This window comes from Streptomyces sp. NPDC046931, assembly GCF_040644655.1.
GTDB lineage: Bacteria > Actinomycetota > Actinomycetes > Streptomycetales > Streptomycetaceae > Streptomyces.
Genome location: NZ_JBEYWX010000024.1, coordinates 78,517 through 96,134 on the forward strand (window position 1 = coordinate 78,517; position 17,618 = coordinate 96,134).

At 70.9% G+C, this 17,618-nt stretch carries 19 protein-coding genes and 1 riboswitch; of the genes, 8 read left to right on the top strand and 11 right to left on the bottom strand.

The annotated features are described in order from the left end of the window. Window positions 1–166 precede the first annotated feature (166 nt). A complete protein-coding gene (locus tag ABZ876_RS31245; RefSeq protein ID WP_361788232.1) occupies window positions 167–1,690 on the top strand; it encodes a protein kinase in 1,524 nt (507 codons plus the stop codon). A 54-nt stretch (window positions 1,691–1,744) separates the two neighbouring features. Here ABZ876_RS31245 and ABZ876_RS31250 read toward each other — a convergent pair whose 3' ends face one another. Next, complete coding sequence (locus tag ABZ876_RS31250; protein ID WP_361788234.1) at window positions 1,745–2,134, bottom strand: VOC family protein; 390 nt, start codon at window positions 2,132–2,134, stop codon at window positions 1,745–1,747. A gap of 89 nt (window positions 2,135–2,223) precedes the next feature. Between ABZ876_RS31250 and ABZ876_RS31255 the strand changes: the two genes are divergently transcribed. The 5 genes from ABZ876_RS31255 to ABZ876_RS31275 all read left to right on the top strand — a co-directional run bounded on the left by ABZ876_RS31255 (window position 2,224) and on the right by ABZ876_RS31275 (window position 6,170). Next, entirely contained in the window at window positions 2,224–3,036 is an 813-nt protein-coding gene (locus ABZ876_RS31255) for a TetR/AcrR family transcriptional regulator (RefSeq protein ID WP_361788236.1), read from the top strand. Window positions 3,037–3,135: 99 nt separating this feature from the next. Then, window positions 3,136–3,468 carry a hypothetical protein gene (locus ABZ876_RS31260; protein WP_361788238.1) on the top strand — a complete coding sequence of 111 codons (333 nt, stop codon included), beginning with the start codon at window positions 3,136–3,138 and terminating at the stop codon, window positions 3,466–3,468. Between the two features lie 145 nt (window positions 3,469–3,613). Then, window positions 3,614–4,354 (top strand): MerR family transcriptional regulator, encoded by a 741-nt coding sequence (locus tag ABZ876_RS31265; RefSeq protein ID WP_361788240.1) that lies wholly within the window; start codon window positions 3,614–3,616, stop codon window positions 4,352–4,354. After that, window positions 4,351–5,235 (top strand): hypothetical protein, encoded by an 885-nt coding sequence (locus tag ABZ876_RS31270; RefSeq protein WP_361788242.1) that lies wholly within the window; start codon window positions 4,351–4,353, stop codon window positions 5,233–5,235. Before ABZ876_RS31265 ends, ABZ876_RS31270 begins: the two co-directional genes overlap by 4 nt. A gap of 233 nt (window positions 5,236–5,468) precedes the next feature. Beyond that, entirely contained in the window at window positions 5,469–6,170 is a 702-nt protein-coding gene (locus tag ABZ876_RS31275) for a hypothetical protein (RefSeq protein WP_361788244.1), read from the top strand. Window positions 6,171–6,212: 42 nt separating this feature from the next. On the opposite strand, the gene ABZ876_RS31280 is transcribed toward ABZ876_RS31275, so the two are convergent. The 8 genes from ABZ876_RS31280 to ABZ876_RS31315 form a co-directional block, all read right to left on the bottom strand. Continuing rightward, window positions 6,213–6,944 (bottom strand): 2OG-Fe(II) oxygenase, encoded by a 732-nt coding sequence (locus ABZ876_RS31280; protein ID WP_361788246.1) that lies wholly within the window; start codon window positions 6,942–6,944, stop codon window positions 6,213–6,215. Window positions 6,945–7,006: 62 nt separating this feature from the next. Beyond that, window positions 7,007–7,513, bottom strand: a complete 507-nt coding sequence (locus tag ABZ876_RS31285) for a methylated-DNA--[protein]-cysteine S-methyltransferase (protein ID WP_361788248.1) — start codon at window positions 7,511–7,513, stop codon at window positions 7,007–7,009. A 132-nt stretch (window positions 7,514–7,645) separates the two neighbouring features. After that, complete coding sequence (locus ABZ876_RS31290; RefSeq protein WP_361788250.1) at window positions 7,646–9,145, bottom strand: AlkA N-terminal domain-containing protein; 1,500 nt, start codon at window positions 9,143–9,145, stop codon at window positions 7,646–7,648. 141 nt (window positions 9,146–9,286) lie between these two features. Further along, entirely contained in the window at window positions 9,287–9,718 is a 432-nt protein-coding gene (locus ABZ876_RS31295; protein ID WP_361788252.1) for a DUF6234 family protein, read from the bottom strand. Window positions 9,719–9,859: 141 nt separating this feature from the next. Further along, the gene (locus ABZ876_RS31300; RefSeq protein ID WP_361788254.1) at window positions 9,860–10,801 is read right to left on the bottom strand and encodes a hypothetical protein; all 942 of its coding nucleotides are present in this window, start codon (window positions 10,799–10,801) and stop codon (window positions 9,860–9,862) included. 2 nt (window positions 10,802–10,803) lie between these two features. After that, a complete protein-coding gene (locus tag ABZ876_RS31305) occupies window positions 10,804–11,166 on the bottom strand; it encodes a hypothetical protein (RefSeq protein ID WP_361788256.1) in 363 nt (120 codons plus the stop codon). 16 nt (window positions 11,167–11,182) lie between these two features. Then, window positions 11,183–13,885, bottom strand: a complete 2,703-nt coding sequence (locus ABZ876_RS31310) for a CHAT domain-containing protein (protein WP_361788258.1) — start codon at window positions 13,883–13,885, stop codon at window positions 11,183–11,185. Between the two features lie 36 nt (window positions 13,886–13,921). Beyond that, a complete protein-coding gene (locus ABZ876_RS31315; protein WP_361788260.1) occupies window positions 13,922–14,083 on the bottom strand; it encodes a hypothetical protein in 162 nt (53 codons plus the stop codon). A gap of 424 nt (window positions 14,084–14,507) precedes the next feature. Further along, window positions 14,508–14,577, top strand: a riboswitch (guanidine-III (ykkC-III) riboswitch). A gap of 12 nt (window positions 14,578–14,589) precedes the next feature. Between ABZ876_RS31315 and ABZ876_RS31320 the strand changes: the two genes are divergently transcribed. After that, window positions 14,590–15,471: an MBL fold metallo-hydrolase gene (locus ABZ876_RS31320; RefSeq protein ID WP_361788262.1), complete on the top strand. Its 882-nt coding sequence runs from the start codon at window positions 14,590–14,592 to the stop codon at window positions 15,469–15,471. A gap of 120 nt (window positions 15,472–15,591) precedes the next feature. Here ABZ876_RS31320 and ABZ876_RS31325 read toward each other — a convergent pair whose 3' ends face one another. Both ABZ876_RS31325 and ABZ876_RS31330 read right to left on the bottom strand, forming a co-directional pair. Then, window positions 15,592–15,810: a hypothetical protein gene (locus ABZ876_RS31325; RefSeq protein WP_361788264.1), complete on the bottom strand. Its 219-nt coding sequence runs from the start codon at window positions 15,808–15,810 to the stop codon at window positions 15,592–15,594. A gap of 147 nt (window positions 15,811–15,957) precedes the next feature. Further along, on the bottom strand, window positions 15,958–16,656 hold the full coding sequence (locus ABZ876_RS31330; RefSeq protein ID WP_361788266.1) for an SDR family oxidoreductase: 699 nt from the start codon (window positions 16,654–16,656) through the stop codon (window positions 15,958–15,960). Window positions 16,657–16,762: 106 nt separating this feature from the next. On the opposite strand from ABZ876_RS31330, the gene ABZ876_RS31335 reads away from it, so the two are divergent. Further along, window positions 16,763–17,254, top strand: a complete 492-nt coding sequence (locus ABZ876_RS31335) for a helix-turn-helix domain-containing protein (protein WP_361788268.1) — start codon at window positions 16,763–16,765, stop codon at window positions 17,252–17,254. Window positions 17,255–17,618: the final 364 nt, after the last annotated feature.

Below are 17,618 nucleotides of genomic sequence, written 5' to 3' on the forward strand. Positions count from 1 at the left end.
GCGTGGCCGAGCGCCGGTACGGCGGTGGATGGTGTCGGTGGACCGGTCCTCGGTCCTCCAGCGCCCGCTGGGAATCCTGGTGGCCCCGGCGTCCGCGGCCGGCGCGGGCCCCTCCCGGCACACACCGTAAGCTGCGTCGGGGCGCAGGATTCACGGGGAGGCACGAGTGGGGCGGGACATGGTCCTCGGCGACCGGTACGAGCTGGTCGAAAGGCTCGGGCAGGGCGGCATGGGAACGGTCCATCGTGCGGTGGACCAACGGCTGCGACGCACCGTGGCGGTGAAGCTGCTCTCCTCCGCGCTGGCCCACGATCCGCAGTCGCGAGCCCGCTTCCGGCGTGAGGCACACGCGGCCGCCGCGCTGAACCACCCTGCCGTGGCCACCATCCACGACGTCGGCGAGGAGCCGGACCCGGACGGCCCACGGCCCTATCTGGTCATGGAGTACGTCCAGGGCACCACCCTCGCCGAGGCCCTGCGCGGCGGACCGCTGCCCGTCGCCGAGGGGATCAACGTGGCATGCGCGGTGCTGGATGCGCTGCGGCACAGCCACGAGCGCGGAATCGTGCACAGGGACATCAAGCCCTCCAACATCATGCTCACCGGACCCGACACCGTGAAGGTCCTCGACTTCGGCATCGCGAAGGCGTTCACCGAGGCCGCCACCCGCATCACCGGCAGCGGTGCGGCCATAGGCACTCCCGCTTACCTCTCGCCCGAGCAGATCAGCGGGGCGGAGGTCGACCATCGAGCCGATCTGTACGCGATGGGGTGCCTGCTGCACGAACTGCTGACCGGGCAGCCGCCGTTCCGTGGCGCATCGCCGTTCGCTGTCATGCACCAGCACTTGTTCGCCGAGCCGGAGCCGGTCTCCCGGCTCCGGCCGCAGGTACCGCCGACGGTGGAGGCGGTGATTCAGCGCGCCCTGCGCAAGGACGCGGCGGAACGGTTCACCGATGCAGGCCAGATGCGTGCGGCCCTCACCGACGCCCTCGCACAAGGGGCCATGCCGACGGCCGAGGCCCCCGGCCCAATCTCTGTCCCCGTCCCCGTCCCCATCGCTCCGGCGGCACGCTCCGGTGGTCGGACCACGCTCAGGGACAGGTTCCGGATATCGTTGCGCCCCTCCATCGACGGCGCGTTGGCGCTGCTCGGCTGCCTGCTGTCGTTGCTGTGCGCACGTGGCCAGCTGGTGGAGACCGACCACTTCGGCCGGGTGGCCGTCGCGGCCGCCCTGTTGGGCGCGGTGACGCTGCCGTGGTCCACGCGCCTGTCGTGCGCGGTGAGCTGGGGGCCGGTGGCCGAGGCGGTGGCGGTCAACTCCGAACTGCGGCGCGCCTACGACGGCTGGGACAGCTCCTACGCCGGCATCGCCGCCCTGCTCGCGCTGGTTGCCGCCGGCTGTCTCGTCGGCGCGGCGCTCAGCCCGGAGCGCGGCGGCGGCTCAGTGGTCGCCTTCTGGTTCAGCGCCACCGCATCGGTCTGGTACTTCCTCGACGACCTGCACAAGCTGTTCGTCTTCTATCTGCTCCTGTCACTGGTGACCGGTGCCGCCATGGCGTGGGAGGCCGTCACACGCGGGCGGCGCCGGACCGATGCCGGACGGGGGGCGCCGGAAGGGCCGTCCGTCGAGGTGGCACCGCCTCGCAGCAGGCTCATGACCAGCCTGACGGGCAAGCCCAGAATCTGAAGAGGCCGGTGCACGGCCCCGGTCCCGGTGCACGGCCCCGGTCCCGGTTGCGGTTCAGTGGTCGGGGGTCGCATTCCAGTCGACAAGTTGCACGATGACCCCGTTGGGGTCGCGGACCTGGAAGGCGCGTTCACCCCACTCCTCCTCGGTCAAGGGCATGGTGATCGTCACGCCCTCGGCACGCAGGCGTGCCAGCTCCCCCTCGAGGTCGTCGACGACGAAGGCGAGGATCAGTCCGGTGGCGTGCTCCTCACGCTGGTCCGCCGGGAGCGTCGCCAGCCCACGCCGCAGAAAGACGACGTTCATGCCGACGTCGTCACGCGTCAGGGACGCGAACCCCTCGGCGCTCGCCTCCTCCCGGAAGCCGAAGTGCTCGACGAGGAAGGCGGTGGAGGCGGGGACATCGTCGACGTTGATCGAGACGGCACTGGAAGTGACCTTCACGGAGACTCCTTCACGGTTGGGGCACCTCAAATTCTCTATACGGCGTACAGAGTACAACGTACAGCAATTTTGTACGAGAGGATTGCGCCGTGCCGACGGAACGAACCAGCGCGGGCGACCCGGCCCGCACCCTGCAACTGCTGTGGCGCCACTCCAGCGCTGACCGCCGCCGAGGTCCACGACGAGGGCTGAGCGTGGACGCGGTCGTCGAGGCGGCCACCGCCATCGCCGACGCAGAAGGCCTTGACTCGCTGACCATGCGCCGAGTGGCCCAGGCCCTCGGCGTGGTGCCCATGACGCTGTACACCTATGTCCCGGGCAAGGCCGAGCTGCTCGACCTCATGCTGGACGCCGCCTACGCGCGCATGCCCCGTACGGACACCACCGGACAGCCGTGGCACCGACGGGTCGCCGCCGTCGCCGAGGAGAACAAGGCACTCTTCGAACGGCACCCCTGGGCCGCGGCGGTCTCCACCGCCAGGCCTCCGCTCGGACCGGGGCTGATGGCCAAGTACGAGCACGAACTGTCCGCGCTGGACGGCCTCGGCCTCACCGATGTCGAGATGGACGACTGCCTGACGTATCTGCTCACCTTCGTCCAGGCATGCGCCCGCGCAACCGCCGACGCCCGCGCCGCCCGGCACGACAGCGCCATGAACGACCAGCAGTGGTGGGCGGTGAACGCCCCACTCCTCGCCCAGGTCCTCGACGAGAAGGCCTACCCCACAGCCGTCCGCGTCGGCGCGGCGGCAGGCGCCGCACACGGCAGTGCCTACGACCCCGACCACGCCTACGCCTTCGGCCTGCAACGCGTCCTCGACGCCTTCGCCGGCCTCATCGGCCAAGGCCGTAACGCGAGCACATCCGGGCCATCACACCCGGGCGGCACGGGCCCCCGGTAAGGGGCGGTGCCCCATGTGTGAGGTGCCCCGTGTGTGAGCTGTGCCGTGTGGGGTAGGCGCACCGTCCAACCGTTCGAAGCAACGACGACGGAATACCTGTTGTCCGAGGAACAGCGCACGGAGGAGATCATGAAGAAGCCGACACGGCGTATCGCCACCACCTGCATTTCCTGCATAGTCGCCGGAAGCGCTCTCTTCGCCACCGGCGGATCGGCGACGGCAGCCTCCCCTCAGACCACCGGACAGACCTCCGCCCGGTCCACCATGGGCGACACCAGCCACCATCGCTCCGGGCACCGCACCGCGCACCGGCCCGTCGACCCCTGGATCGCGGACCAGCTGGCGCTGTTCGGCCCCGCGACCGCGCAGCGGCCGGCCCCGGACCCCTGGATCGCCGATCAGCTGGCCCTGTTCGCACCGGCCGCCCGGTAGGCGCGCCTCACACGGCGGGCGACGGCGCCGGGTCGGGGACGAGGGGATCCCATGGGCCGTCGAGCCCGCCCCGTCGGCAGTGCCCGACCTTGCGGGGCGGATGCCGGCTTGACCTTGTCGCTGCGGCAAGGTTTCTACTGGCGGCATGCGCATCGGAGAGATCGCCGCGCTCGTCGGAGTCACCTCCCGGGCCGTGCGGCATTACCACCACATCGGTCTCTTGCCCGAGCCCAGGCGGCGGGCCAACGGATATCGCGCCTACAGTCTCCGAGACGCCGTCCGGCTGGCCCGGATCCGACGGCTGACCGAGCTGGGGCTCAGCCTGGATGAAGTGCGGGACGTCCTCGCGGACGACGCGGGGCGCGAACTGGCCGAGATGCTGGTCGAGTTGGACGCCGACCTCGCACGCCAGGAGCGCGAGATCCAAGAGCGCCGCAGGGTGCTCGGGGGCCTCCTGGACGGCCCGCTCACGCCGGACGCGCCGCTCTCCCCCGCTCTTGTCGAGCTCCTGGCGGCCGCGCCCGCCACGGCATCGCCCGCCGCGGCCAAGGACCGCGAACACCTGTCCCTGCTGGACACGACAACCGCCGGGGACGCGGTGTACGCGGCGCTGCGGCCCGTGGCCGAGGACCCGGCCGTCCTTGTGCTCTATGAGCGGCTGGACGAACTGGAGGAAGCGGCATCGGACGATCCGCGGATAGCGGCGCTGGCCGACGATATGGCCGCCGCCGTACCGGACGAGGTGCTGGCGGCGATTCCGGACAAGGGACCGGTGGCGACGGGCTTGGGACAGGCGCTGCTCGCCGACTACCCGCCCGCCCAGGCTGAGGTGGTGCGTCGGGTGATGCAGCAGCTGACCGCCCGGATACACCAGAGGCCGTCATGAGTCCTCGGGCCGCGCGGGCGGCGGTATGGGCGATGCTGCCCACCGAGATCGCCCTCCTGGTGTGCGGGACGGCAGGCTTACGGATCCCCGGAGCGGTCCTCGTGGGAGCCGAGGCGCTGGTGTCGACCGTACTCGCGCTGGAGGCAGTGATTCTGTGGCGGCTGTACGCCGCCCGGCGACGGGCCGGGGCCGGCCGGTGGAACGCCGCGCAGGACGTCGTTCGGGACGCGCTGCGTGCCCTGGTCCCGGTCGTCGCACGCCGACTTGCAGCGCACGAGATCCGGGCGCTGTGCAGCCTCGGGTTGTGGGTGCTGCGCCGCCGCCACCAGGTTCCCGAGGGTGCGCTGGCCGTCGCGTACACCGGCCCCCAGACGGCCATGATGTACGGGCTGCTCTTCGTCTCCGTCATCGAAACGGCCCTGCTGGCCATCGTGATCCCCTGGCCGCTCGTCCACGCGATCCTGCTCATCGTGGACGGGTACGGACTGGTGCTGGTCCTCGCCCTGCATGCGTCCTGTGTGGTACGGCCTCATGTGGTGGGATCCGACGGCTCGCTGCGCATACGGTACGGCGCGCTGTTCGAGCTGTGGGTTCCAGCCGCCGTCATCGCCGGCGCCCGGGTCGAGCGGCGTTACCCCGACGGACCGCTGCTGCGGCTGCATACCGACGGGGTGCTCGACCTGGCGGTGGGCAGCCAGACCACGGTGACGGTGGAACTGTCGGAACCGGTGGAGTTCGTGCGGCCGCTCGGTGCGAAGGGGTTCGCCCGTACGCTCCGGTTCCACGCGGACCATCCGTGTGAAACGGTGACCGCGCTCACGCGGCTTCGAACAGACCCGCCGTCGTGCGTTGCCCGGGGCCACGGTGGGGCGCATCCTTGAAGGCACCGAACAACGGGGGTGTGCGGGCGATGAATGGCTCAGCGGCGCGGTCTCCTCTTCGTTACGAGCATCTGGTGCCGCGCACAGAGCGTCCGGAGCCGGTCCAGCCCGTCAACGGCAGGTTCCGGGTACGGGAAGTGTTTCCGCGCGGTCTTCTCGGGGAGCCTTGGCTTCCCTCCTTCTTCCGTGTGGAACCCAACGCCCCCACGCGTGGATTACCCGGAAGCCCGACCATGGACCCGGGGAGCCCGGCCGCCCCGTGCACCCCCAAGCAGTGCCGCCGTTGGTGCAAGGCCGCCGACGCCTATGCCGCCGCGCTGGACGGCATCAGCATCGAGCTGATGGCTGCCCAGGAACGGGCGAACCGGTGGTGGATGCTGTTGATCCGGCCCTGGGCCAAGAAGGCCCTGCGGAAGATCCGGCTTCGATACCCGGAGGTGGTCCGGGAAGCGTGCGAGGCGTACGAACCTGTCCGCCTGGAAATCCAGTGGGCGCTCCAGGCCGAGGAAGACAACGATGCGGCGCGGGCGCGGCTTGCGGCGCGGGAGATCTGGGGTCGAGCGACCGCTCAGGGGGCCGACGGGGCTCCCCTCACTTTCGTGTTCCGCGACGACGTTCCACCACGTGATGTGCCCGAATCGGCCACCGTCGAAGGGTCCTTCGTCGATGTGCGTCGCCTGCGGCTTGTCCTCGCCGACCTCGGTCGACCCTGTGTCGTCTGGGATCGGGCGGCTCTGGCGAAGACCGAGGAGGAGTTGGCGGGGCTCACCTTCTGGCGGTGGTGGCTGGACCAGTTCTCCGAGGACTACGACGCATACTCCGTTGGACGTCGTGCACGGCCGACGCGCAGCGGCTCCTCGGCCCAGGTCAACCGTGGCCCCGGCGGCACGGCCGCCGGTGGCACGGGTGGGTTCACCGGGTTGTCCATCCACTGAGCTGTGCGGGCAGTCCGGCCGGCCGGCGAGGCGAGGCGGGTGTCATGCCGCGTCGTGGAAGACCAGGCCGAGGGTGTGCCGACGGCCGGAGCGGACCGTGCTCACGCCGTGGCGCATCGGCCCGTTCGACCAGCCCCGCCTCGTCGCCACCGGCCGGTCCCGGGTGGTGAAGACCAGGCCGTGGCCCTGCGGCAAGGTCGTGGACGAGCCGCGCGACTGTGCGCGCGGTCGCTGTTCGGTCATCAGGAACTCGCCGCCGGTGAAGTCGACATCCGGGGCATCGAGGCCGATGACGACCTGGAGCGGGAAGAGCATCTCGCCGAACACGTCCCGGTGCAGGGCGTTCCAGTCGCCGGGGCCGTAACGCAGCAGAATCTGGGCGGACTTGGTCTGCCCGGCCTCGTGGCACTGCTCCAGCCACTCCTGGAGGGTGTCCGGCCAGGGTGCGGGCTTGTCGAGCCTGCCGGCCCAGTCCCGGGCAATGGGCAACAGCCGGGGATAGAACGCCTCGCGCAACTCACGTATCAGGTCGGGTAGTTCATGGGTGAAGTAGCGGTACTGGCCGGAGCCGAAGCGGTGGCGGGCCATGTCGACGGTGGTGCGGAAGTGGGCGGGCTTGTCGTAGAGGGCGGCGATCTCGTGGCACTCGCCCGGTGTGAGGAGCCGGCCGGTGAGCGCGTTGCCGTGCTCGTCGAGTTCGCCGGTCAGGGCCGCCCAGTCCTGCTGGGCGATCCGGTCGGCGACCGGTCCCGCGAGCCGGGTGGTCTCGATCATGGTGAGGGATTCCTTGGATCGCTGAGGGGTGCCCTGCTCCGGGAGAGCCGGGGTGAGGTCTTTCAGACAGCCTGGTGAAGACGCTCCAGGTCCAGGAGCTGCCGCTTGCGCTGCAAGCCGCCTGCGTAGCCGGCCAGCGCGCCGTCGGCACCGATCACTCGGTGGCAGGGACGCACGACCAGCAACGGGTTCGCGCCGATCGCCGTGCCCACGGCCCGCACCGCGGCCCTCGGGGCGCCGATCTCCCGGGCGATGTCGCCGTAGGTGAGGGTGGTGCCGTAGGGGATGGCCTCCAGTGCGGTCCACACCCGACGCTGGAAGTCCGAGCCCCGGTGAACGTACTCGATGTCGAAGCGGGTCAGCGTGCCGTCGAAGTACCCGCGCAGCTGGGCGACGATCTCGGTGAACGCCTCCGGCTTCTCGATCCACCCGTCCTGGACGACGGCCCCGTACTTCTGACCGGGCACGGACAGCGAAGCGAGCGCGGTGCCGCCCTCGGCCGCCGCCGGCTCCTCCCCCACCAGCAGCAGCTCACCCAGCGGGCTGTCCATCGTCGTATAGACCGTCATCGGTCCGGTGTCCTTTCACGTAGTTCTGCGGTCTGAAGAGGTCCTCGGTCTCTTCACCCTCCACTGTGCGGCGTGCGCACCACCTGGTCTGGCGGGATTCGGACGCCGTTCCGGGGAGCGGACGTCATACCATCACGCTGCCGGGGTGCGGTGCCGGCCGGCGGCGGCGTTCCAGAAGTGGTGCATGGCGTAGGTACGCCAGGGCCGCCAGCGTTCCGCGTCGAGGGCGTCGGCGCCCGCGTGCCGCATGCCCGCCTGGACGGCCACGTCCCGGGACAGCAGGACGTCGGGGTCGCCCAGGGCCCGCATACGGACATAGCCGGCTGTCCACGGGCCGATACCGCGCAGATCCAGCAGGGCCTTCTCGGCCTCGTCGCGGTCGGCTCCGGCGTCCAGGCACACCGTGCCGTCGGCCAGCGCGCACGCGAGCGTGCGCACGGTGGCGCGGCGGGGTTCGGGCATGCCGAGTTCCGCCAGCGATGCCTCGGCCAGGGTGCCGGCGGTCGGGAAGACATGGGTGAGGGCGCCACTCGGGGTCGGCAGCGGTCGTCCGTAGGCGGCGACCACGGCGTTGCCGAGCCGCCGGCCTGCGGCCACCGGCACCTGCTGGCCCAGCACCGCTCGGATGGCGAGCTCGTGCGGGTCGGCGGCCCCAGGGGCGCGCAGCCCCGGCCGGCGGTCGACGAACGGCGCGAGCGCCGGATCGGCACCGAGGCGTTCGGTGACCGCGAAGGGGTCGGCGTCGAGGTCGAACAGCCGGCGCATGCGCTGGGTGGCGGTGGTCAGATCCCGCAGGTCGCCGAGGTGCAGACGGCACTCCAGCCAGCCGTCACCGCACTTCTCGCCCACCTCGGCGATGCCCGGGGCGTGCGGCAGGTCCAGGGTCCGCCGGTAGGTGCGCTTCCCGGGTGCTCCGGTGATCTCCTCGACGCCGGTCAGGGCGCGCGCGGCGAGGTAGTCGAAGACCTCGGCCGTGGCGTACGGGCCGCGGTGGGCCAGCCGCAGTGATATGCCTCCCACGCCGTGGGCCGTGGCGACCGAGCCGTAGCGGGAGGCGGGGCCCGGCTTCGCGGCGCGCAGCTCGCTGGGGGTGGCGGCGTAGATCTGCCGGATGGTGTCGTTGAACTGCCGCACGCTGGCGAATCCGGCCGCGAACGCGATCTCGGCCGCCTGCATGGAGGTGGTCTGTAGCAGGATCCGCGCGGTGTGTGCGCGCTGCGCGCGCGCCAGCGCGATGGGACCGGCGCCGACTTCGGCGTTCAGCTGCCGCTGCACCTGCCGGGCGCTGTAGCCCAGCCGTGCCGCCAGTCCGGCGACACCCTCACGGTCGACGACACCATCGCCGATCAGCCGCATCGCACGTCCCACCACGTCCGCGCGGATATTCCATGCGGCAGAGCCTGGAACCGCGTCCGGACGGCAGCGGCGGCAGGCGCGGAAGCCCGAGTGCTGGGCCGCCGCGGCGGTGGTGAAAAAGGAGACGTTCTTCCGCTTGGGGGTGGTGGCGGGGCAGCTGGGGCGGCAGTAGATGCCGGTCGTCGCGACGGCGAAGAAGAACTCGCCGTCGAAGCGTGCGTCGCGGCTGCACACCGCCTCGTACAGGCTGTCGCCCCTGCTGTCGTCGCTGGTCACGTCTCCACTGTGCACCGCCTCGGCGCAGGGTGCTGGCGGGAATCGGACATTGCTCTGCGGGGCGGGGTGGTGTCGGCAAGGCGTCCAGCCGCCCTGTTGCGACCGGACAGCTGTGCGGGATGCGGAGAGCGCCGGGCTTGCTCAACCGTTGCACCACGGTGCGGACGGTGCCGCATGGCATGCGTTCCCGCCGGTGGAGACCCGCGCGTCCTCGTGCTCTTGAACCATGGCCCCGCCCAGGACGATGAGGGAGACCAGGGCGACCATGACGCCCTGGCTGATGACGGTCACCAGGGCCCCGGCGCGCGCGGCGATCACGACCGCCAGGACGGCCAGGGCGCCGACTCCGCCGGCGGCGGCCAGGTAGCTCCACAACGAGTCGGTCTCGACGGTCCTGGCGGGGTCGAGGTTGAACCCGGACAGAAACCAGAGTCCGAAGATCACCACCAGGGCGGCCAGTTCCAGGAGCAGCAGGCCGCACCCGGCTCCGATGTCGGCGCCCGTGTCGGCACGGTGGCGCCGCCGGGAACCGGTGGTGGCGTCGAAGGCCGGCGGTCCTATGGGGAGGTTCACAGGCCCCACGCTGCCTGTCCCGATGGGCGGGCGCATGAGTACGCGTGCTCAGCTTCGTATCGGGTCGAGCGATCTGTTGTCTCGCTCCGCCCACCGCGAGGCTGCGCGCACGGTGGTCGATGCGCGCTTACGGTGCGGTCGTCATGCCGGGACGTCTTGGCTGAACCGTGGAAGCGTTCCACGTGCGCCGCGGCGGAGATAGGCCGTGATGGCCTTGCCCGCGGCGAACTCGGCCGCCGGGTCGACGGGCAGGGGCCAGCGCAAAGCCTTGTACAGGGTGGAGCGGTGGAGGTCCCAGACGGCTTCCACGAGATCGGCGTAGGCCGTCGCGGTGCGGACTGCGGCGAGGTAGGAGGTCGTTGCGACGACCAGCGCGGCGGGAATCGCCCAGGCGCTCCAGGGCGTCCACACCAGGAGGAGGAGACCCCAGATCGTCCAGGTGGCGGCGCGATCCAGGGACGCGCGGGCGTGCGAGATCTCCTCGCGTGCCGGGTCGGGAAGCAGGAGCCAGAGGTGGGGCCAGCACACGACCGGATCGAGGCCGTACTTGCGGGCCGGACGGGACTCCGCCGAGCGCAGGGTGTTGCCCAGGCGGGTCGGCATCTGCTGGGCGGGGCTCGGCGGGATCCGGTTGAGGACGCGGTCCAGTTGGATGGCCTCGGCCGTCTCCTCGGGGGTCAGTGAGTCCTCGCCGGTGAGCATCAGGGCGCGCCAGCGGGTTGCGGCGAAGGCACGCCGGTTTGCCTTACGGCCGACGAGCCGTCGGCGGGGCGCGGCCAGGAACCGCGGCCAGTAGCCCTCCATGAGGCGCAGCATGGGAAGGGATAGGGCGTTGACGAACGTACCGCTGGCGGTGAGGAGGGCGAGAACGCCCAGGACCAGGAAGAGTTGAGCCGCGGCCGGGAGACCGGTGATCCGGCTGGTCGTCTCGTTCAGCGCGGTCGGCCGGCGGCCGCCGGAGGCGTGGCCGTCGAACCAGGCCAGGGCTCCCGCCGACCAGAACGTCGCGGCCGGGGACAGCAGCGCGAGCACAAACCGTTCCGCGAGCTTTCCGCCCAGACCGGTCCAGAGCTTGGTGAGCACGTCTACTCCGCCACCAGCGCTATCCGGTGTGCCGGGCAATCCGGCACCGGCTCACCGATCTCCTGGACCGGGTAGCGGTAGTCACCCTCGGGGCAGGCGTAAAAGAGCGGGGCGACGATCTCGCCTTTGCCCGGCATCTCCTGATAGCCCTTTTCACCGTCCTCCTCCGGCGGGAGCAGAGCGTTGACCCGGTCACGCAATGCGGCATCGGCGGTGAGCAGTTCGAACAGGTCGTCTCCGACGAGTTCCCCGGCGCGCAGCGCCGCCAGGAGTGCCGTGAATCGGTCGGCCGTCACCCGATCGGCCAGCTCGGCGATCTCGGGTTCCAGGGCCACCGCCAGTTCCAACAGCGTGTCATCGTCCATCGGGTGTCTCCTTGGATCATCCGCCGACAACACCGAACGCTGCCCATTCGGCAGGCTGGGCAAGCGGCCGGGCATCGGGGTCGCGACGGCGCAGGGTCCGCCACAGGGGTCGTGCCGCGTCGGGCGGCAGGCCGAAGAGGTCCGTCCCGGCTCCGGGTTTCAGATGGGCGGCCAGCTCCGCATGGGTGAGCGGCCGGAGCCGGTTGACGGCTGTGCGCAGCGCCCGGGCGGGCGGGTCCCCCTCGGCGCACCGCCGGTAGAAGGCCGCGACGATCAGGGCGGCAGCCAGGGAGGAGACCGCCCACTGGGTGGCGACCACGGCACGGCAGCCGAGCTGAAGCAGCGCCGTCGGCAGGCTGACGACCTCATCGGGGAGCTTGGTTCCCACCTGGAACGTCTCGCAGGCCGACATCACTACGAGCTCGGCCTCGACTCGGGTGTTCAACGCGATGATGTCACCGACGGTCAGGGGCTCGTCTCCCGCCATCAGCATCCCGCTCATCAAAGGCGCGTCACTCCTGCCGGCGCCGTGGCACGAGAGGTGGATGAGGCTGGGTCCGTCCAGCGCGTCCAGAACCGCCGCGCGGGTGGCGCCCGGACCGGCGAGTACCTTTCCGGGGCCCGCGGCGGCGAGGGCCGCCGCGCATTCCGCACCGGACCAGGGCAGCGGGGAGGCGGAGACCGGGCGGGGATCGTCGACGACGAGGGCCTCCCGGAACCGCGCGGTGCCGGCGGGCCGCAGCGCCTGCGCGGTCGGCGTGTAACCGACGATCAATTCGTCGACGAGGTACCGCCGGCCGCCACCGGGGTGAGGCGACCACGCGGAGTGCAGCGGGAGCAGCGTCAGCCGGCCGGCGGGTATGAGGACGAGGTGATCGGTCCCCTTCGGAAGGCTCGGCAGCAGCGGGTCGAAGATCACTTCCTGCGCCCAGCGGCCGGTTGAGTCGAGCGTCTGCGACCACAGCTCCGGGTCGGTGTGCCGCCCCTGATAGGCCCGGGCCAGCAGGTCGACACGCGGATCGACGGCGGCGTTCCTCAGCTCGGGCAGTTCGACCGGACGCACCTTGCGCGCGCCCGGCGCGATGATCAGGGCTGTCCCTCCGATGTCGGCCGAGTCGAGATAGACCAGAGTCCGGTCGCCCGCGGCAGAACGAATGGACGGCAGGTCCGGAGGGTCGCCGCCCCGCATGCGGAGCGCCTCGGCCAGCAGCAGGGTCCGGCCGCGTTCCTGCAACAGGACGCCGTGCTCGGGACGTCCTGCGCGGGCGCAGGCGTAGGCGGCGCGGGCGGGCACGCCCTGCGCGGTGCGCAGCCATGCCTCCTTGTCGACTCGGGAGTCCTGGCGGGCGAAAAGAAGCTCGATCGTCTCGATGCCGAGTTCGTACGCCTTCACCGCCTCGCTCCACCTGCCGCAGGCTCCTGCCCACTCACCCCAGGCGAAGGCGGCGGTGAGGGCCCACTCCGGCGCTCGGGCCATTCCGGTCTCGTACGCCAGCCGGAAGTAGCGGTGTGCCGGTCGGCGGTCGCGGCGACGGCTCCGCTCGAGATGTCGGCGGGCGAGCTTGGTGGCGAGGTTGAGATAGCGCGACGACAGCTCCTGGTCGTCAGCCGGTGAATGGGCGATGGCGTTCTCGTACATGACGATGGCGCGGTCCCGATAGGCGGGATCGCCCGTCTCGTCGTAGCCGAAGGTCAGGCTGTTGCCCAGGTTGTTCAGCCGGGCCGGGTAGGAGTGGTCCTGCGGGTCGGTCGCTTCGACCACCAGGGTCAGGCTGTCGATGGCCTGTTCGAGCAGGGTCCGATCGCGGGTGACGGAGTAGGCCGCGTTCAAGGCGTTGGCCTGATTGTTCAGCGCCACCAGCCAACTTCTGCGGCCTTCGGGCGCGAACCGGACGGCATCGGCGTGTGCTTCCAGCGAGCGCTGGAGATCGGCAAAGTCGCCGGAGCGCACGTAGCGTTCGCGCAGCAGCCCGCCGAGTGTCGTGTGTCCGTAAGCGGCGACACTCAAGAACTCGATGCCCCTGATGGTCTCCTGGAGCAGCGTCAGCGCCTCGTTCAGATCCGAGAGCCGCCCCGTCTCCTTGAACCGTGCCCGCAGCGACGAGGCGAGCATGACTACGATCACCCCGCGGTAGGCGCTGTCGCGCGGCATCAGTGTGACGGCGGCCCGGTGCAGGGCGATGGCCTCGTCCGTGCTTCCGCGGTCGCGATCATGCCTGTGCAGCCACAGAAGGGTCCGGGCCAGGACATCCATGCAGCGCGGGCGTAATCGGGCCTCCTCGGGAGGCAGTGCGGCGAGCACGGCGCGAAGCCGGCGCTCCGCCACGAGGGCCTGAGCCAGGGAATTACGCAGCTGCGCCCGCCCCTCCTCGATGATGCCCAGGTGGTACTCCACATCGGCGGCCCAGGACGGAGCGGCGGCGAGGATCTCCGTCAGACGGGCGTGGGCCTCGTCCAGCTCTTCGCCCTGTCCGGTCTCGAGCGCGTGCCAGCACAGGCACACTGCGGCACGGTCCTGGCAGAGCAACCGGAAATCCGCCTCGGCGGCGTGGAAGTGCGGGTGATCGAGGATCTCCGACCAGGTGGCGACGAGCCGTTCCAGGGCGTCGATCTCGTGGTCCCGCCACCAGGCTGTCAGCAGTGCATCGCTACGGTCGACCAACGGTGCCAGTTCGTCGGGAACGGTTGGCAGGACCAGCCAGCCGAGTTGACCGGCCATGCCGGAAGCCAAGGGGTACTCGCGCACGCACCTTAATTAGCACGGTCTGTCACCGCGCACTTCCTCTTCGGGATATTGGTGGCCGCTGCTCCGCTTGCGGAGCGAGGCCCGCGAGCGCAACTCCGCCGTGCGGCTCGGCGTTGTCGAGGCCTCGGCGTCGAACATGTCGACCATCGCCTGCGCCATCGCGTCGGTCATCCCGAATCCGGTGAGGCGCTCGCCGTCTCGTTGGGCGACAGGTCTTCCGGGCCGAGGCGGGCGACCTGGCCGGACCCCTCCCACGAGGGGTCGAGCGGCAGCCGCGCTGCGGTTGCGGCGATGTCACGGGGCGGCCACGGTGGGGCTCGTCAGGTCCGGGTCGATCACGGGCCGATCGACGCCCGCCGTTTCGCCGCGGCCGACCACATCGGCATCTCCCGGCTCGGCAAGCCCCTCGGACCCATCGACAGCGCGCTCGGGGAACTCGGCCTGCGGCGCCCGATCACGGTCGCGTCGCGGTCGCGGTACCCAGCCCAGCCATACGAGCACCGCTTGGCCACCACGTTGCAGGGAGGAGAGTGGTGGGCAGCCGGAGTGGCCCCGATGTCCTCCGGAGCCGCGCGAATGCCGTGGTAGCTTCCCCGTGGAGGCTCGTATCCGGGCCTGCCCCGGACGAGATGTGCGCCGTACCCGGTCCGCCAAGACGACGCACCGGAGGAGTCGTCGTGGTGGCAGGCAGGTCGTCGGTGGATTTCGCCACGGGTGGGGTGCCCGACCCGGGGGCGCTCGACATCCGGTGGATCCATGGCTCGCCGTCGGCCAAGCACAACACCGACCCGGACATCCAGATTCACCGGTACGACGAGCACACGTTCATCCTGCGGCAGAACATGGCGATCAACTACGAGGCGCCCTTTCTGTTTCTGCTGTTCGGGAATGCCAAGGCGGTGTTGATCGACACCGGTGCCACCGCCTCCGCGGAGTTCTTCCCCTTGCGCCGGACTGTCGACGAACTCGTCGCACAGTGGCTCGCCCGGCACCCCCGGGACGACTACGGCCTGCTGGTCCTGCACACCCACCCGCACGGCGACCACATCGCGGGCGACGCCCAGTTCACGGACCGTCCCGCCACCACGGTGGTGGGCGCCGATCTGGCGACGGCCTGGGAGTTCTTCGGGTTCGGGGAAGACCCCGGCGCCGTGGCGCGGGTGGACCTGGGGGGCCGGGTGCTGGAGACCTTGGCCACCCCCGGCCATCACGAGGCGGCGGTGACCTTCTACGACCCGTGGACCCGGTTTCTGCTCACGGGTGACACGGTCTACCCGGGCAGGCTCTATATCCAGGACCGGGCCGCCTTCGTCCGGTCCATCGACCGTCTGATCGAGTTCTCCGACAGCCGGCCGGTCACCCATGTGCTCGGCTGTCATATCGAGATGACCCGGCAGCCGGGCGTGGATTACCCGATCCGCACCACCTACCAGCCTGACGAGCCTCCGTTGCAGATGACCACTCGCCACCTGCATGAGATCCGTGCGGCGCTCGCGGAGGTCGGCAACCGGCCCGGTCGACACGCCTTTCCCGAGTTCATCCTCTGCCCGCGCGCCTGACCAGCGGGTGCCGCGCGCCTGACCAGCGGGTGCCCGCACGCCTGACCAGCGGGTGCCGCGCGCCTGATCGCGGCCGTGGGCATCCGCTTGTGCCGGCTTCGGCTCGGCTCGCCTGTGGTGTCAGTTCGTCGTGGCCGTGGTGTGGTGCGGCCGGTTGTGGACCAGGAGGGCCGCGGCGAGGGCTGCGCACAGGAAGACCACGGCGATGACGGCCATGCCGGCGTGTACTCCGGAGGTGAAGGCATCGGCCACCGCGGCGGTCACATTCGGTGGCGCCGCTCCCCTGCCGGCTCCGGTGGAGACGGCGTGCTCGACGGCGGGCCAGGCGGCGCGGGGCACATGGCGACGAGGGTGACGGCCGGGGAGAGCCGGGAGGGCGGGGGCGTGGGGAGCGGGCTGCCGGTGTGCTCACCGGCGACGCGTCTGAGCCGGTCCAGCCCTCGCGGCGGGGCGGGGACAGGAGTCGAAGGCACCTGTTTCCTCTTCTCAGCCGAGCTGCGGGTAGAGCGCGGCGACGCCGCCGGAGAGGCGGGACTGCACGTGGCGGCTGCGGTCGTCGACGACGATCTCGTGTGCGCCGGAGGCGATGCCGTCCACGGCCGCGCGGGCGACGTCCGACGGGTGGGTCTTGGAGTCCCTGACATGGCGGGCCATGCCGGTGTCCATGTAGCCGACGTGGAGTCCGGCCACGGTGATGCCCTTGGGCGCCAGCTGCAGGCGCAGGGCGTTGGTCATGCTCCACTGCGCGGCCTTGGCGGCGGAGTAGGCGCCGGTGGTGGGGAGGCTGATCCACGACAGGACGGACGCGATGTTGAGGACCGACCCGCCGCCCTGCGCCTCGATCACCGGGGCGAATGCCCTGATCATGCGAAGGGTGCCCAGGTAGTGGGTCTCCATCTCCAGCCGGATGTCGTCCCAGCCGCTCGTCAGCAGATCCGCCCCTGTCAAGGTTCCGGCGTTGTTGATCAACACGTTGACGTCACCGGCCTCCTCGGCCGCCGCGGCGACGGAGGCGGGGTCGGTGATGTCCAGCCGGATCGTCTTCCCGCCGGGCAGGTCGACCTGCTCTGGCCGCCGGACCCCGGCGTACACGGTGGCGCCGCGGGCGGCCAGTTCTTGAGCGAGCGCCCTGCCGAGGCCGCGGTTGGCTCCGGTGACCAGGGCCTTTGCGGTGCTGATGTCCATGATTCCTCCTCGGGGGCTGCGCCCAACAGCTGACTAATATTTTTAGAAGTCAGCCATGACGCTAACGTCTGGCTACCGATGAGGCAAGTCAGGCTAGGCTGGGAACATGACTGATCTGCTGACGGAACGCGACACCTGGTCCATGACCAACTGCCCCATCGCCCGCACCCTCGAGATCGTCGGCACCAAGACGGCGCTGCTGATCCTGCGCGAAGCCTTCTTGGGCACGTCCCGGTTCGACGACTTCGCCAAGCGCGTGGGCGTCGGCGAGCCCGCCGCCGCGGCACGTCTGAAGGAACTGACCGCCGCGGGGCTCCTGGAGCGTGTCCCCTATCAGGAACCCGGCCAGCGCACCCGGTACGCCTACCAGCTGACCGAGAAAGGCCGTGATTTCCGGCCCGTGCTCATGGCGCTGCGGCAGTGGGGCGACACCTGGGCCACGGACGAGCAGGGTCCCGCGCTGGTCGTACGCCACAAGGGGTGCGGCGCCCCGGTGCGCGCGGAACTCCGCTGTGACGACGGCCACGATGTCGGGTACGGGGACACGGTCGTCGACCGCGGTCCGGGCCTCATCCGCACCAACCCTGAGGGCGCCTGAACCCGGCGGGGGCGACTGACACCGCCGCGGCCGGTTCGGCCCGGCACCCACCATCGGCCTTCCGGTGACCGGCATCCGGCCACCGCCACCCGCGACCGGCCATGGAGGTTTCCTTGACGCATGACTTTCATCCCGAGCGGAAGGCCCTGCACAGGCCCCGCCAGACCCTGGCCTATCTGCAGGACGGCCGGCGCCACTCCGCACGCCTCGCCGGGCGCACTCCACCTGCGTGCGCTCGCCATCGGCCCCGAGTCACGGAAGGCGAGCGGCAGCAGGGCCTGCGTGAGGTAGCGGAGCCCGAGGGTCGCGGTCCCGGCGTGGAGGAGGGCGAGGCCCATCCGGCGGTGGCCGCGGCCGCCGGGGG